The sequence below is a fragment of the Candidatus Chlorobium masyuteum genome (assembly GCF_011601315.1).
Lineage (GTDB): Bacteria > Bacteroidota > Chlorobiia > Chlorobiales > Chlorobiaceae > Chlorobium > Chlorobium masyuteum.
On the sequence record NZ_JAAORA010000001.1, the window covers coordinates 645,554 to 660,395 of the forward strand.

13 protein-coding genes are annotated in these 14,842 nt (G+C 51.5%); 6 read left to right on the forward strand and 7 right to left on the reverse strand.

Translation table 11 applies throughout. The features are described from left to right. Positions 1-22: 22 nt before the first annotated feature. The 6 genes from G9409_RS03065 to G9409_RS03090 form a co-directional block, all read right to left on the reverse strand. Positions 23-256 (reverse strand): hypothetical protein, encoded by a 234-nt coding sequence (locus G9409_RS03065; RefSeq protein WP_166807340.1) that lies wholly within the window; start codon positions 254-256, stop codon positions 23-25. A gap of 238 nt (positions 257-494) precedes the next feature. Next, complete coding sequence (locus G9409_RS03070) at positions 495-1,802, reverse strand: O-acetylhomoserine aminocarboxypropyltransferase/cysteine synthase family protein (protein WP_166807341.1); 1,308 nt, start codon at positions 1,800-1,802, stop codon at positions 495-497. Then, the gene (locus tag G9409_RS03075) at positions 1,799-2,377 is read right to left on the reverse strand and encodes a carboxymuconolactone decarboxylase family protein (RefSeq protein ID WP_166807342.1); all 579 of its coding nucleotides are present in this window, start codon (positions 2,375-2,377) and stop codon (positions 1,799-1,801) included. The genes G9409_RS03070 and G9409_RS03075 overlap by 4 nt, the downstream gene beginning before the upstream one ends. Before the next feature lie 55 nt (positions 2,378-2,432). Then, positions 2,433-3,821, reverse strand: coding sequence for an aminotransferase family protein (locus G9409_RS03080; RefSeq protein WP_166807343.1), 1,389 nt, complete (start codon positions 3,819-3,821; stop codon positions 2,433-2,435). Positions 3,822-3,853: 32 nt separating this feature from the next. Then, the gene (locus tag G9409_RS03085) at positions 3,854-5,311 is read right to left on the reverse strand and encodes an APC family permease (protein ID WP_166807344.1); all 1,458 of its coding nucleotides are present in this window, start codon (positions 5,309-5,311) and stop codon (positions 3,854-3,856) included. A gap of 27 nt (positions 5,312-5,338) precedes the next feature. After that, positions 5,339-6,220, reverse strand: coding sequence for a hypothetical protein (locus G9409_RS03090; RefSeq protein ID WP_166807345.1), 882 nt, complete (start codon positions 6,218-6,220; stop codon positions 5,339-5,341). A gap of 380 nt (positions 6,221-6,600) precedes the next feature. Between G9409_RS03090 and G9409_RS03095 the strand changes: the two genes are divergently transcribed. The 6 genes from G9409_RS03095 to G9409_RS03120 all read left to right on the forward strand — a co-directional run bounded on the left by G9409_RS03095 (position 6,601) and on the right by G9409_RS03120 (position 12,322). Further along, positions 6,601-8,202, forward strand: a complete 1,602-nt coding sequence (locus tag G9409_RS03095) for a thiamine pyrophosphate-dependent enzyme (protein ID WP_166807346.1) — start codon at positions 6,601-6,603, stop codon at positions 8,200-8,202. A 7-nt stretch (positions 8,203-8,209) separates the two neighbouring features. Further along, positions 8,210-8,791 carry an indolepyruvate oxidoreductase subunit beta gene (locus G9409_RS03100; RefSeq protein WP_166807462.1) on the forward strand — a complete coding sequence of 194 codons (582 nt, stop codon included), beginning with the start codon at positions 8,210-8,212 and terminating at the stop codon, positions 8,789-8,791. Between the two features lie 5 nt (positions 8,792-8,796). Further along, the gene (locus G9409_RS03105) at positions 8,797-10,098 is read left to right on the forward strand and encodes a phenylacetate--CoA ligase family protein (protein WP_166807463.1); all 1,302 of its coding nucleotides are present in this window, start codon (positions 8,797-8,799) and stop codon (positions 10,096-10,098) included. A gap of 15 nt (positions 10,099-10,113) precedes the next feature. Next, positions 10,114-10,542, forward strand: a complete 429-nt coding sequence (locus G9409_RS03110; protein WP_006366752.1) for an ACT domain-containing protein — start codon at positions 10,114-10,116, stop codon at positions 10,540-10,542. 89 nt (positions 10,543-10,631) lie between these two features. Next, complete coding sequence (locus G9409_RS03115; RefSeq protein WP_166807347.1) at positions 10,632-11,831, forward strand: aminotransferase-like domain-containing protein; 1,200 nt, start codon at positions 10,632-10,634, stop codon at positions 11,829-11,831. Positions 11,832-11,989: 158 nt separating this feature from the next. Beyond that, positions 11,990-12,322, forward strand: coding sequence for a hypothetical protein (locus tag G9409_RS03120; RefSeq protein WP_166807348.1), 333 nt, complete (start codon positions 11,990-11,992; stop codon positions 12,320-12,322). Between the two features lie 178 nt (positions 12,323-12,500). On the opposite strand, the gene G9409_RS03125 is transcribed toward G9409_RS03120, so the two are convergent. After that, entirely contained in the window at positions 12,501-14,600 is a 2,100-nt protein-coding gene (locus G9409_RS03125; RefSeq protein WP_166807349.1) for a sigma-54-dependent Fis family transcriptional regulator, read from the reverse strand. Positions 14,601-14,842 lie beyond the last annotated feature (242 nt).

Below are 14,842 nucleotides of genomic sequence, written 5' to 3' on the forward strand. Positions count from 1 at the left end.
GATTCTATAGCAGCAGGCAAACCTATCGTCCGCTACCCGCTGTGCACCATCCGCATGAAGCACTCCCCGGACCCTGAATAGGCCATGTTGGAACCTTTTGCAGGCCAAGCTCCTCTTTAATACCCCTCACTATGTCAAGCAAATCCTGCTCAGCGGAAAGGGACGATTCAAGTTCAATCGATTCGGCATGAATTTCCTTAAGATCGGCAACTACCTTTTCTGCTTTAGCCTGCAGTTCTTCTGCACGTTTATTCATACAGCACCTCCTGCGGTTATAAGAAGTTTGATTGCGGTACAGAACAGCTATGCACCGAAGCTGCGCATAGCTTAAGTATACCAAATCCGGCACTTATAAAAAACACAGCCCATTCAAATCCGGGTGGGAACCAGATAAAAGCTGATTTTTTGCCAGCCCAAAACTGCAAACAGGTAACTGAATACGTAAAATTCAGTTACCTGTTTTTCACAAGAGCGAGAAATGAAGAGCATGAACGTTACAGGGCTGAAGCCTCGAAAGCCTGGGCAATATCCCATAGGAGGTCTTCGGCATGCTCTGTCCCAACCGAGAAACGGATCTGTTCCGGCTTTACCCCGGCAAGAAGCTGTTCCTCCTCGGTCAGCTGACCATGGGTAACCGTGGCCGGATGGACAACCAGTGATTTTGAGTCGCCGACATTGGCCAGAAACGAGAAAACCTTCATCGCTTCAATAAATTTCTTCGCCCGCTCAAACCCGCCCTTTACACCAAACGCAAGGATGGCCCCGGCTCCTTTCGGAAGATATTTGTTTGCGAGCTCATGGTACGGGCTGCTTTTAAGCCCCGGATAGGAGACCCATGCAACATCCGGGTGATTCTCAAGATACTCCGCAATCCGCTGAGCACTCTCCACCTGCCGGGATATTCTGAAAGAGAGGGTTTCAAGGCCCTGTAGAAAAAGAAATGCGTTGAAAGGGCTCATGCAGGCGCCAAGATCACGCAGATACTGCAATCGAACTTTTATGATGTAGGCAATATTTCCCGCACCGGGATAATTGCCCCATCGATCCCAGTGGATAAAGCCGTTGTAGGCCGGATCCGGGGTGGTGAAGTCCGGAAACTTGCCGCTTTTTGACCAGTCAAAATTGCCGCCATCAACAATCAACCCGCCGATGCTGGTACCATGCCCTCCGATATACTTGGTTGCAGAGTGCACAATGATATTGGCCCCGTAGTCAAAAGGCCGAAAAAGATAGGGTGTGCCGAATGTGTTGTCCACAATGAGCGGAATACCGTTCGCTTCGGTAATGCGCGCCACCTTTTCAAAATCAATAATGTTGATATCGGGATTGCCGATAGTCTCGATAAAGACCGCCCTGGTTTTTTCATTGATCGCTTTCCTGAAATTTTCAGGGTCAACAGCGTCAACAAGATGCGTGCGTACCCCATGTTTCGGCAGGGTATTCTGAAACAGGTTGAAGCTGCCTCCGTAAAGGGTTTTTGCGGCAACCAGTTCATCACCGGCATGAGTAATGTTCAGAACGGAATATGCGGTTGCTGCCGATCCCGATGCAACAGAAAGCGCTCCGCTGCCGCCTTCAAGAATGGCAATACGGTTTTCAAGGACTTCATTGGTCGGGTTGGTGATGCGGGTATAGTCAAACCCGAACTCTTCAACCGAGCTGATAGCTTTTGCCTGCTCAAAGTTCTTGAAAACAAAGGAGGTCGTCTGATAGATCGGCACCGCACAGGCACCGGTCGCCGGATCAGGGACCTGGCCCGCATGAACCTGCAGGGTATCAAAATGCAGTTTTCTCTCGCTCATACCTCCTCCCCACGCTTCTGGAAGCGTGACGAACCGGCAAAAGCAACTTCCGGATCAATAGCATAGGGCGCGAGTGCATCGTCAAGATCAACTCGCAACGCATTGTTAACAACATTATTGACAATCATCAACGCCCCGAAAACCGTGAGCTCGACAATCTCTCTCTCCGAGAGATAGCTCCGGAGTTTTGCAAACAGCTCATCCGAAACACGACTGGAATCAGCAGCAAGCTGACGACCAAACGCAATGATAGCCTTGTCGCGGTCATCGAGGAGCAGGTGATCAGGATCCTCCCCCTTGGAAACAATCTCTTTATTCATATAGGTAGAGCAAAGTGTACAGGCATTCTCCCTTGAAATGGCGTTGCAGAAGAGGATGCTCAGCCGCAAACCGATAACAGGCTTGACCCTGTCAAAAAGGGTATACCACTCCAGCACCGCACGCGATGCCTCAGGGGAGTGCAGGAGGGTTGCTTTCATGTTTGAGATTGAACCATGTTTTTCAAGTACACGGTTATACTCCTCCTGAACTTCAGGAGAAGCTGTTTCAAAAGTGACTTTTGTAATTCGTGACATAACAGTTCTTTGAAATTATTTATGATCATTCGGCGCCGAAACCGGTGACATGTCATTACAGTCCGACCGTTTCAGCAACAGCCGTCCACACTACATCGGCAATGCGATCAACCTCTTCTTCATTGATGACCAGAGGCGGAGCAAGGCAGATAATGTCATCGGTTACGCGGGTACAGAGCCCGAGAGAGAGGAGCTTGTCACGAACTTTTTTGCCGATGCCGGAGCTCTCCGGAAAACGGGCCTTGGTTGCTTTATCCTCAACAATTTCAATTCCGGCAAGAAGGCCGAGACCCCGCACCTCTCCGACATGCGCACTCTCCTTCAGCGGTTGCAGCTTTTCAAGCAGCCGCTCACCGAGCCGCAATGAGCGCTCAACAAGACCCTCCTCATTGATAATCCGCAGGTTGGCAAGTGCAACAGCACAGGCGACAGGGTGTGCCGAACAGGTATAACCGTGCATCCAGCGCTTTGCCGGATCTACCCGGTCCATGACATCCTTGATGGCACCGGAAACGCCGATGCCGCCAAGAGGGAAGTAGCCGCTTGTAATGCCCTTGGCAAACTGGACAATATCCGGTTCAACACCCCAGTGCTCAAGCGCGAACCAGCGGCCGGTGCGCCCAAAACCGGTGATTACCTCATCACTGATAAAAAGTACATCGTACCGGTCGCAGATCTCCCGGATACGGGGGAAATAGTCTGCAGGAGGAATAAGAACACCGCCGCCCCCGCCCTGGACCGGTTCGGCAATGAACGCTGCAACACTCTCCGGCCCTTCTCGAAGAATCGCATCCTCAAGCAGATCGGCAGCGGCAACGCCCGCAGAAACATCGGTTCTATTGGTTGTAAACCGGTAAGGGTAAGGAGAATCGATTTGCAGAAACCCGTTGGCCCTCGGCCCGAAAACAGAGGAAAACTCCTCGACACCTGTCGCAGCAGCCGCACCGATGGTTGATCCATGATAGCCGAGCTTGCGCGAGATGATCTTGAACTTTTCCGGACGCCCTTGTGCTCCCCAGTAAAAACGGGCTGTTCTGACAGAGGTATCCGTAGCATCGGAACCGCCAAGGGTGAAATAAAAAGCCTCAATGCCGGGGTAGACCAGCTCTTTGAGTCTTTCCGCCAGCGCTACTGCCGGTCTGTGGGTTGAACCGGCATAGGCGGTTGAAAATGCCAGCCGGCTCATCTGCTGTGAGGCAGCATCCACCAGCTCTCTGCGGCCGTGCCCGACATAGACATTCCACATGCCGCTGAGACCGTCAATATACTCCTCACCCTCAAGGTTCCGGAGCATCACCCCCTCTCCGGATTCCCAGATCTGCGGATCCAGATGCTCACTTGGATGATGCTGCGGATGGATCAGGTGGCTTCGGTCCTGAAGAACAATTGCCGATTTTTGGTTCTCCTGTTTACCTTGAGCTGCTGTTACAAATTGCTTACTCATGCGTGCCTTTTTACATAATGGTTACCGAATGCTCAGCCCTGCGTCTGCGTACTGAAACGATCACTGTTGAATTTTGTCTCACGATGAATTTCATCAATGACATGCGGATGGAACCTGTGGATCACAAGAACCCACGCTACACCGCCAAGGAGCAGGGCAAAAAAGAGATAGGGCAGCCAGTTGTATGGTTCCGGCGGCACAGGGTAGATATTGCCGAGAATGGCAAGCCCGAGAATACCGATAGAGATGACGGACGTGATGATGTTGGTAACCTTGAGCTCACCAAGGCGCTTGAGATAGACCGGAGCTGCAACAGAGACAATAATATAGGTTGTAATGAAACCGAGTGTCGCAACCGTTCCGATCCAGCCGTATATATCAAAGTCGCCCGCACCCCTTACCGAGAGTATTGCTGCCGGAATAAAGGCGATAATGGCGGCTATCGTTACGGCTTTATGGGGGGTCTCGTTGGTGTCATGCGCGTCACCCGCTGATGCATGAAAGATGCCGTGACGGCTCATCAGAAAGAGAATGCGCGCCGCAGCATTGATGCTTGCAAGGACGCACGCAAAAAAGCTGATTATGGCGCCGATATTGATGAGAAGAGCTATTGAGGAGAGACCTGCCCGGTCGGCAAGAACATTGAGGGGTGCGGAGCTCTTATCGAGCGTTTCGCTATGTCCCTGAAAGCCGATGACCTGGGCATAGGAGGAGAGAACAAAAATCGCACCGACAATCAGGGCACTTCTCAGAATCGCTCTGGGGATGCTTTGCAACGGGTTTTTGGCCTCGGAACCGAGTGTTGCTGCACTTTCAAAACCTGTAAAACTGAACAGAGCCAGAACAAGACCACCGCGCAGCGCATCAAAACTGGTTGTTTTAAGGGCAAGCTGATCAAGGTCAAGCTTGAACCCGTAATGGTAAAGAGTCACTCCAACCAGAAGCAGAACAAAAGAGACACTGGCAAATTCGAGAATAAGTGTCAGACGTGTCGAGAGCTTGATATCCCTGTAGGCAACATACCAAGCAGCAAGCACGCTGACGGCTATGAAAATCACTGCGGGAATTTTGACTCCGGCAACACTCTCAAGCAGGACATTCGCATAATTGGAAAATCCTGTAGTTACGGCTGATGCGCAACCGATGTAGGCAATAAGTAGCGCCCAGCCGGTTACAGCTCCCCAGAAGGAGCCGAGACCCTCAATCGTGTAGGTGTAGAATGAGCCCGGCGACGCTGAACGGCGGGCAAACTGGTTTATGCTTGATGCGACAAGCAGAATGCTGACGGTGGCTATCAGATATGCCAGCCACGTCCCCCCTCCCGATACAGCAAAAACCAGCGGAATGACTACGGTTGGCGTAGCGGTCGGTGCGATGTTCGCGATGGATTGGCCAAGGGTCTCCAGCGGAGAAAGTGAGGAGCTCTTCAACCCGTAGGACTCCTTGCCCCGGTGCGAAGCTGCTCCCTGTTTTATATCGTTGTTGCTCATGAGTATCTCCTGTTTTAAGCTGATTGATTAAAGGGTGTAGCTTAGCTTGAGGCTGTAAACAGCCTGATGGTTATCCTTGAAAACACTCTTTGCTGCATTTCTGATATCGCGGTTAAGCAAGCTTATGTATTGTACCGCCGGTGTAATCGTAAGATTGTCAGCGGCTTTGATTGCAGCATAAGCCGTCAGTGTCAGGTCATTGAATGCCGCACTGTTGACTCCGAAGTAGCCCTTGTTGTAGCCTGCGGTGCCGTAACCGACTGCGCCTGATATGACTGCGGTTACTCCCTCTTTTTCGAATGCGTGGCTGTATCCGCTGCTTGCGACGAAATAGGTTCCCTTGATTTCATCGAAGTCGTGGTAGAGTGCAACGGTCGGCGTGCCGGGCAGATCAGGCAGTCCGGCATTTAAAAACAGCTCTCTGGTTCCCGGAAGAGCTTTTACCGTTCCGCTTGCATCAGTGACGGTCTGATTGGAAAACTGGTACTCAATCCATCCGAACGTTGTTGCAAGAGAACGGATTTTCGTTGTGTAGGAGAGCGTAAGATCGGTCTCGGTGAGTTCAGGAGCTTTTGCTGTTAATGCATGGGTAAAGTTCACATTGTTGACCACATTGACGGAAAATCCACCCTTTGTCACCGTCAGGGATGGCTGGGTGACAAACTCATTATTGATCACCTGGCCACGCCAGACATAGGCCGACAATACCGGCACGTCAATCGTGACGCTAACCGGTTGCTTAGCCTCAGCAGGAGCATCTGCGGCAAACGCCACCCCCGGCCCGTCAAAAGCGCAGAGTAGCGCGCAAAGTGCTGCTGCCTGAAACCGTTTTGAGCGGCTAATGCTCTTTATGCCTCCCGGAATAGTGAATGCGGAAGCGATAACTCTCTGAAATTGATTCGTTTTCATATGGCGTTTCCTGATTGCGTGAAAAGGTTGAAATTCTGTGAAGATGGCCTCTTGCGTCCGGCACCTCTGATTCACAGGGGCAGAGATGCCTCCCGGGAAATGCTCCCGAAATCATGCTCCTCCCGATTGACTATTGACAATATCCGACAGGATGGGCGAACCGGAAATCCCCAAAACACGGTATTCTCTATGCCGCAAATGGATTGATTTACGCTCTTACTACTTCGCTTTCCAGCAAAAGAGAGCCGATTTCTGTCGATTTCAAGAGCTGAGAAAAGCATGCATTGCTCACATTGCACAAAAGAGTCAGAATCGTCCCTTTTCCATCACTTCAGAACGAAAAATTTCTGATCTTCGATGATAATCCGTAAGTTTGCTGCATGAAAAAAGAACTCTTACTGGGCGCTGAAGCTATTGCTCTCGGTGCTCTTGACGGCGGAATATCCGGCGTCTACGCCTACCCCGGAACCCCTTCGACCGAAATCACCGAATACATCCAGAAGAACAGCCATCAAAGGAAGGAGCCGGTGCGCTCTGCCTGGTCTGCGAACGAAAAAACCGCCTATGAAGCGGCTCTCGGGATGTCCTATGCCGGCAAACGGAGTCTGGTCTGCATGAAGCACGTCGGCCTTAATGTTGCGGCGGATGCCTTTATCAACTCGGCCATTACCGGGGTCAATGGCGGACTCGTTGTTGCCGTAGCTGACGACCCGTCGATGCACTCCTCGCAAAACGAGCAGGACAGCCGGGTCTATGGAAAATTCGCCATGCTGCCGGTGTTTGAACCGGCTTCGCAGCAGGAGCTCTACGATGCCACACGAGAGGCTTTTGATCTTTCGGAGTCCATCAGACTCCCGGTACTGCTCCGGCTTACGACAAGGCTTGCGCATTCACGCGCAGGAGTCGAAAAGCGGGAGGTGCGCCAGCAGAACAGACTTAACGCCATCCATGCTCCTGAACGCTTTGTCCTGATGCCGCATAATGCCCGCCGTCAGTATAACCACCTGCTCGGCATACAGAACAAGCTTGAAGCCTATTCAGAGCAGTCATGGCTGAACCGCCTGATTCCCGGAACGGGCTCAACAGGCGTTCTTGCTTTCGGAATTGCTTTCAACTATGTCATGGAGGTTCGGCAGGCTTACGGGATGGAGTTCCCCATACTCAAAATCGGCTGCTATCCGATGCCGAGAAAAGCGATCGAGGATCTCTTCAGCCGCTGCGAAACAGTGCTTGTTGCCGAGGAGGGTTACCCGGTCTACGAAGAGCTGTTGAGAGGCTATTTCGGCGGAAAAAACATCAGGGGCCGTCTTGACGGAGCCCTTCCAAGAGCGGGAGAACTCAACGCTGACAGTGTAGCCAGAGCTCTCGGAATTGCTCCGAAAGAGCTCATGCCGGTGCCCGATATTGTTGCAAACCGCCCCCCGGCACTCTGCAAGGGGTGCGGGCACCGTGATCTTTATGAAGCACTCAACACGGTGATGAGCACCTGTAGTGATCGCCATGTATTTTCAGATATCGGTTGCTATACACTCGGAGCGCTCCCGCCTTTCAATTCGATCAGCACCTGTGTCGATATGGGCGCATCGATCACCATGGCCAAGGGTGCGGCAGACGCAGGGCTCCGACCGGCGGTAGCGGTAATCGGCGACTCCACCTTCACGCACTCCGGCATGACCGGACTGCTCGACGCGGTCAACAACCAGGCACCGATCACGGTTATCATCGCTGATAATGACACTACGGCCATGACCGGCGGCCAGAGCTCTTCAGCAACAGGCTCGAAGCTGCATGCAATCTGCCGGGGAATCGGCGTTGATGAAGAGCATATCAGAACCATTATTCCACTGAAATCCCAACTTGAAGAGAACATAGCCATCCTCAGGGAGGAGATTGCATGGGATGGCGTGTCGGTCGTGTTGGCATACAGGGAGTGTATTGAAGCTGCTGCCCGAAAAAAACGTAACCGGAAAGGAACGCCTTAACAAAACCATGCAGATCAACATCATTCTTGCCGGAGTCGGAGGTCAGGGAATACTGAGCATCGCTGCCGTAATCGATCACGCCGCACTTCGGGGCGGTCTCACTTTCCGGCAGGCTGAGGTGCACGGTATGAGCCAGCGAGGCGGTGCGGTGCAGTCACATCTCCGCATTTCCGATACGGAGATCTACTCCGATCTTATTGCCGGGGGCACTGCTGACCTGATCCTTTCGGTAGAGCCGCTTGAGGCGCTCCGCTACCTCCCCTGGCTTGCCCCGCACGGGCGGGTGGTAACGGCAACAGAACCCCTTGTCAATATGGCAGCCTATCCGGCTATGGATGAGATTCTCGCCGAGCTTGACCGGACTAACCGACCGGTGCTGATCAACGCCGCAGAGCTTGCCCGCCAGATAGGCAACACAAGAGTATCCAACATGGTCATGCTCGGAGCGGCATCACCGTTTATCGGCATTGCTTCAGAAGAGATAGAGAGCTCTATAGAGCGGCTCTTTCAGGCAAAAGGAGCTGATATTGTAGCCATGAATATCAGGGCATTCAGAAAAGGAGAGGAAGTATCACAAACTCAAGCATGAGCGACATGATCTGGAACAAGCAGTATGAGTGCATGGAGCGCGAAGCGCTTCAGAAACTTCAGGGAGAGCGGGTAAAATCAATGGTAAAACGGGTCTACGACACCGTCCCTTTCTACCGGAAAAAACTTCAGGAAGAGGGAATCGAACCCGGTGACATCAACACCATTGATGATCTGAAAAAACTCCCCTTTACCACCAAGCAGGACCTGCGCGACAACTACCCCTTCGGTCTTTTTACCCTGCCCCAGACCGACATCGTCCGGCTGCACGCATCAAGCGGTACTACCGGCAAATCCACCGTTGTCGGATACTCCCATAACGACATTCAGATGTGGAGTGAAGTGGTTGCCCGCTCACTCACCATGGCAGGCGTAACCAACTCCGACATCATCCAGATTGCCTATGGTTACGGGCTCTTTACCGGTGGACTCGGCCTGCATTACGGCGCAGAGAAGGTTGGAGCCTCGGTCATTCCGATCTCCGGCGGCAACACAAAAAAACAGCTTCAGCTCATGGAGGACTTCGGCTCTACGGTCCTCGCCTGTACGCCATCCTACGCCGCATACCTCGGCGAAGCCCTTGCTGAAGAGAAAATTGACCGCAGGAACATCAAGCTCAAAGCCGGAGTTTTCGGCGCCGAGCCATGGACCGAAGGGATGCGCGCACAAATCGAGCAGCTTCTCGGTATCAAGGCCTATGACATTTACGGGCTGAGTGAAATTATCGGCCCCGGCGTCTCGATGGAGTGCCACTGCCAGAAGGGCATGCATGTGTTTGAAGATCACTTCATTCCGGAAATCATCAATCCTGATACCGGCGTCGTACTCCCTTACGGAGAACTTGGTGAGCTGGTCTTTACCCCTGCAACCAAGGAGGCGATGCCGCTGATTCGCTACCGGACCCGCGACCTTACCCGGCTGCATGCCGAAAAATGCGACTGCGGCCGCACACTGGTTCGAATGGAAAAGTGCGTCGGACGCTCGGACGATATGCTTATCATCCGCGGTGTCAATGTCTTCCCGTCACAGGTAGAGGCGGTGCTGCTTGAAATGAGCGAAACCAAGCCACACTACCTGCTTGTTGTAGACCGTGAAAACAACCTCGACACGGTTGAGATTCAGGTGGAGATCAATGAGCAGTTCTTCTCCGATGAAGTGAAGGAGCTTGAAGCTCTCCGCCAGCGGATCAGGGCAAATATCTCAAGCACACTCGGCATCAGTGCAACCATCCGCCTGGTTGAACACGGCACAATCGAGCGAAGCATGGGCAAAGCGCAGCGGGTGGTTGACAAACGCAAACTTCAATAACGAACAGGAGTGGCCATGATCATCAAACAACTGTCAGTCTTTCTTGAAAACAGGACCGGACGGCTGACCGAACTGACCGGCATCCTCGCAGAAAATGACATCAACATCTCGGCATTCAGTATTGCCGATACCGCCGACTATGGCATCCTTCGCATGATTGTCGGGCGTCCCGAACCGGCGGCCGAGATTCTCCGAAAACAGGGATTTGCCGTGAAAATCACCGATGTGATCGGCATGATCATCCCGCACAGTCCCGGCAGTCTGCACAAGGCGCTCGAGCTGCTGTCGAGCAACAACGTTGCCATTGACTATATGTACGCCTTTGCTTCAGGAGAGTGCAAGGCAACCGTGGTGATCAGGGCTGAATCACTCCAAAAAATTATCGATGTCCTGATGGAGCATAAGATGGAGTTGTTGCAGGAGGGGGATGTCTATCAGGTGTGATAGTGAAGAAAAGGACTTCAGGGACTTAACGGACAAGACGCGCCCAACTGAATACGAATTACTCTTTTGCCTAAACGATAAGATTTATAATGCCAAGATTCTCCAAAGCTGTTTCATCACTCCGCTCTTCCGAGATCAGGGATCTTATGACGCTCGCTTCACGACCGGACATCATATCCTTTGCGGGGGGGATGCCCGGCAATGACCTCTTTCCCGTCAGGGAGATCGAAGCGCTCTTCTCAAAGCTCAGCGAAAAAACCAAGCAGTCCGCGTTTCAGTACGGCCCGACACCGGGGCTGCCAACGCTCCTTGAATCACTGGGAGGGTTTCTTGAAAAGAAGGGGTTGCCGGTAAAGGAGAACCGGCTGCTCATCACCACCGGCTCACAACAGGCCCTCAATCTGCTTGCCAAGGCATTTATAGATCCGGGGGATCCCGTGCTGGTTGAAAACCCCTGTTTTATCGGTGCACTGTCGGCATTCCGCGCCCATGAAGCAGAGCTCAAAGGGTTGCCGGTTGATCGCGATGGTATTTCGATAGCGGCGCTGCAAGAGGAAATCGCACACAGCGTAAAACCAAAATTCCTCTACATCACGCCATATTTCCACAACCCCGCAGGGCTGCTCTACACTCAGGATCGCAAGAAGGCGCTTGTTGCTGCACTCCAGGGAGAGGAGATTCCGCTCATTGAGGATGATGCATACGGCGATCTCTATTTTTTTGAAGAGGACCGTCTACGCCTCCAGCCGATGAAGTCGATCAATCCTGGCGGAATCGATATCTGCTACACCGGATCGTTCTCAAAAATTCTCGGGCCGGGACTTCGACTCGGCTGGATGCTCGCACCTGAAGAGATTTACAATAAATGTGAACTGATCAAGCAATCTGCCGATGCCTGTTCACCGAGCTTCACCCAGGTGATTGCCGACACCTTCATCCGTTCGGGACAGATCGACAGCTATATCGCCAGCGTCCGCCAGGAGTATAAGAGGAGGGCCGCCGCCATGGTTGCCGCTCTCCGGGAACACCTGCCCGACTATGTAGAGTGGAATAAGCCCAGAGGCGGATTCTATATCTGGCTTACCCTTCCGGAAGGGTGTGATGCCTCACGGATTTTGCAGATTGCCATTGAAGGCGGAGCGGTGTTCGTCATAGGCCGCACCTTTGACCCTGAGCCTTCGGTAGTGCGCAACAATACGCTGCGGCTCTCCTACTGTAACAACACCCCGGATCAGATTGCCGAAGGGATACCGATTATAGCCCGCGCCATCCGCCAGATCTGCGGGTAAAAGACTTTTTGCCGGGCTCATCCCTAACGCCCGGTCTACCCTCCAAAATGAGAACTAACTGTTCACTGAATTCTCCAATTAACTTATATTTCTCTGTATTTCTTTTGTAATAAAAAAATGTAAGGGCTCTGTTATCTTGATCAAAATAGAAGTTATTTATGACAGAATATGATTTTATCGAGGTTATTTATTCTGGTATTAAACCAGGTATGGAGGTACGAAAACCGAATAAAATATCTAAGATCCTTGAGGTAACCCAAGACAGGAAAATCTATTACCTAATTGGAACAAAAAACAAAAAAGCAGTCACACTTGAGGATTTGCAAGAGATTTATCGGAATCTGGTATCAGGAAGCCTTACAAACAAAAAGATTGTAGAAATTTCCGGAGATTCAAGACCATGTAACACAACTACCGTCAAGTGGATTCTTGAAAATTTCAAGTTGGCTTACCAAGCAGCTAACGGGCAATGGAAACCAAACTGGCATTAAAAAAATATAAACCGAAACCGATTCAACGAGGCAATCTCTACTAAAGAAAACTTCAGAACACGATTTCAATTGCAATGGCCAGATGGCTACCCATTCACAGTAAAAAATATTGACGAGTACATTCTGAATACAAATAACGGTGTACTGCAATGAGAAACATTACATATAAACAATATCTCTACTGATACCGCTTGCTGATATGAAGTTTATCGATCCGGGAATAGAGCGTTTTCGGATGCATGGCGAGCAGTTCGGCGGCGCCACCGACGCCGCTCACCCTGCCATTTGAACGATCAAGGGCGTCAAGTATCAGTTCCCGCTCCAGCACGGCAATATCGAGTTCAAAATCCTGCATGGTTTTAACCGCTTCCCCGGAAGGTCGCCCCGCGACAGGTGGCGCCGGAGATAAAATCGAGGAGAAATCCAGCGAGGCACCGTCAGAAACGATAACCGCCTGCTCAATGAGATGAGCCAGTTCACGGATATTGCCCTTCCACTCCCGCTCAACAAGACGCTTCATATCACTCTCTTTAAACAGACGAAGCGGTTTGCCGAACTCCCTTGAATATTTGGCGGCGAAATGGGCAGCAAGCATTGCAATATCATCCCTTCGTTCACTGAGTGGCGGAATTACGAGAGGAAAAACATTGAGACGGAAAAAGAGATCTTCGCGAAACCGGCCCTCGGCAACCTCTTTTGCAAGATCACGGTTGGTGGCAGCAAGAACACGTACATCAACCTTGATGATCTGTCGTCCTCCAAGCCGCTCAAGCTCTCGCTCCTGAAGCACACGAAGCAGTTTGGCCTGCAACTCAAGCGGAAGCTCCCCGATTTCATCAAGAAAAATCGTCCCGCCCTCCGCCAGTTCGAATTTCCCGATCCGCCGCTCTGTAGCACCGGTAAAACTCCCTTTTTCATGACCGAACAGCTCTGATTCAATGAGCGTGGCCGGCAGAGCGGCACAGTTTATCTTGATCAGTGTGCGCTGTTTTCGGGAGGAGAGATTATGAAGGGCCCGGGCAAACAACTCCTTGCCGGTTCCTGTTTCACCTTGAATAAGCACGGTTGCATCTGTCGGCGCAACCTGGCTTACCCTCCGGAGTACCGAACCAAGAGAGGCACTCCGGCCGATAATCTCTTCAAAATTATGTTCCGCCTTGATCTCATCAATCAGGCATGTCCGCTCCCCCTCAAGTTTCCGGCGAAGCTCATCAATCTCCTCGAACGCAAGATAGTTCTGCAAAGCAAGGGAGAGCTGAGGAACTATCAGCCGGACCATCGCCTGATCATGCTCATCAAAAGCGCGGGAGGTATCGGAAATAATCAACCCGGCCCGGCTTCCCGGCATATCCCAGAGCGGCACGGTTAGCAGGGAACAGATGCCGAATTTTTCCCGCACAAGCGCCAGTATACGGTATGAAGAACAAAGCTGAAGAAAACCTTCGCCGCTATAGCATCCGGGAGTAGTGATCAGCGAAAAACTCTCCCGGGAAATCTGTCCGGAATCAACAACCCCGAACAGCTCACTCGAAGAGGCCGCTACAAAACCGCTGTTGTGCTCATGCATGAAATTATCGTATACCCGAAAAGAGCCATCCTCACCCATAACCCGGATACCGAGAAAGGTGCAGGGCATGAGCTTGTCGATCTGCTCACAGACCGAAAGCAGCATCCGGTTGCGATCCTTGATGGTAAGCAGGGCATTGTTGACGGCAAGCTGCATTGCGGTCTGCGCTTCGCGCTTCCTGAGCTCTTCATAGGCAAGTGCATTACTGACCGCAACGGCAATAGGGGATGAGAGGGTTACAAGAAGTCCCTTTTCACTCTCCTGCCACTGTTTGTCATCCTTTGAAACAAAACAGAGAAAACCGATAACCTTACCCCCTGTCCGCAACGGGGCCAGAACAACCTGCCGCATACCGAGATCATAGAGTACCTGGGGAACCGGAAAATCCGCAGGATAACAATCGAGCGACTCTACGATATTTAAAACTGATACCGTCACATCACCCAGATGCGGCTCAATCCAGGAGCCGGCTATCGGCCGCTTTTTACGCTCAACACCATCAGGAAGCTGAAAACGCAGCATTTCAAAAAAAACACTGCTGTATCGCCGATCCTTGTCAAAGGTTATAATAACTGCGGAATCAAACTCAAAGACCAGACGAAGCTTGTCGGTTACCGTTCGGAACAGCTCCTGGGGATCTCGAATGGAACCGACGGCATCGCTTATATACTGCATAAGCATATGCGCTTCATGGGATGCAGAGATACTCATATAGCAGATGGAAGTCCTGTTTTCTGAAATTATAAGAAGACAAAATAGAGAATATTCTGATAATTTCAGAACAACCGAAAAACGAAAAGCAACTAAAGCCTATTTTAAAAACACGTTAAACCTCTTTTTCTCCCCGTTTCCTTCTGGCATACGAATTGCGCTAATAGTAATAACAGGAAAGAACACCTTGGGTAAAAGAATAAAGGGCTCCACTATACATTGTTGCACACGGTTTGAGTCCC

Bases quoted from the DNA above. Each gene is read 5' to 3' on its own strand.
- G9409_RS03095 (WP_166807346.1), top strand. From the start codon at position 6,601: ATGAAAAAAGAACTCTTACTGGGCGCTGAAGCTATTGCTCTCGGTGCT.
- G9409_RS03115 (WP_166807347.1), top strand. From the start codon at position 10,632: ATGCCAAGATTCTCCAAAGCTGTTTCATCACTCCGCTCTTCCGAGATC.
- G9409_RS03085 (WP_166807344.1), bottom strand. From the start codon at position 5,311: ATGAGCAACAACGATATAAAACAGGGAGCAGCTTCGCACCGGGGCAAG.
- G9409_RS03065 (WP_166807340.1), bottom strand. From the start codon at position 256: ATGAATAAACGTGCAGAAGAACTGCAGGCTAAAGCAGAAAAGGTAGTT.
- G9409_RS03120 (WP_166807348.1), top strand. From the start codon at position 11,990: ATGACAGAATATGATTTTATCGAGGTTATTTATTCTGGTATTAAACCA.
- G9409_RS03070 (WP_166807341.1), bottom strand. From the start codon at position 1,802: ATGAGCGAGAGAAAACTGCATTTTGATACCCTGCAGGTTCATGCGGGC.
- G9409_RS03105 (WP_166807463.1), top strand. From the start codon at position 8,797: ATGATCTGGAACAAGCAGTATGAGTGCATGGAGCGCGAAGCGCTTCAG.
- G9409_RS03080 (WP_166807343.1), bottom strand. From the start codon at position 3,821: ATGAGTAAGCAATTTGTAACAGCAGCTCAAGGTAAACAGGAGAACCAA.
- G9409_RS03100 (WP_166807462.1), top strand. From the start codon at position 8,210: ATGCAGATCAACATCATTCTTGCCGGAGTCGGAGGTCAGGGAATACTG.
- G9409_RS03110 (WP_006366752.1), top strand. From the start codon at position 10,114: ATGATCATCAAACAACTGTCAGTCTTTCTTGAAAACAGGACCGGACGG.
- G9409_RS03125 (WP_166807349.1), bottom strand. From the start codon at position 14,600: ATGAGTATCTCTGCATCCCATGAAGCGCATATGCTTATGCAGTATATA.
- G9409_RS03075 (WP_166807342.1), bottom strand. From the start codon at position 2,377: ATGTCACGAATTACAAAAGTCACTTTTGAAACAGCTTCTCCTGAAGTT.
- G9409_RS03090 (WP_166807345.1), bottom strand. From the start codon at position 6,220: ATGAAAACGAATCAATTTCAGAGAGTTATCGCTTCCGCATTCACTATT.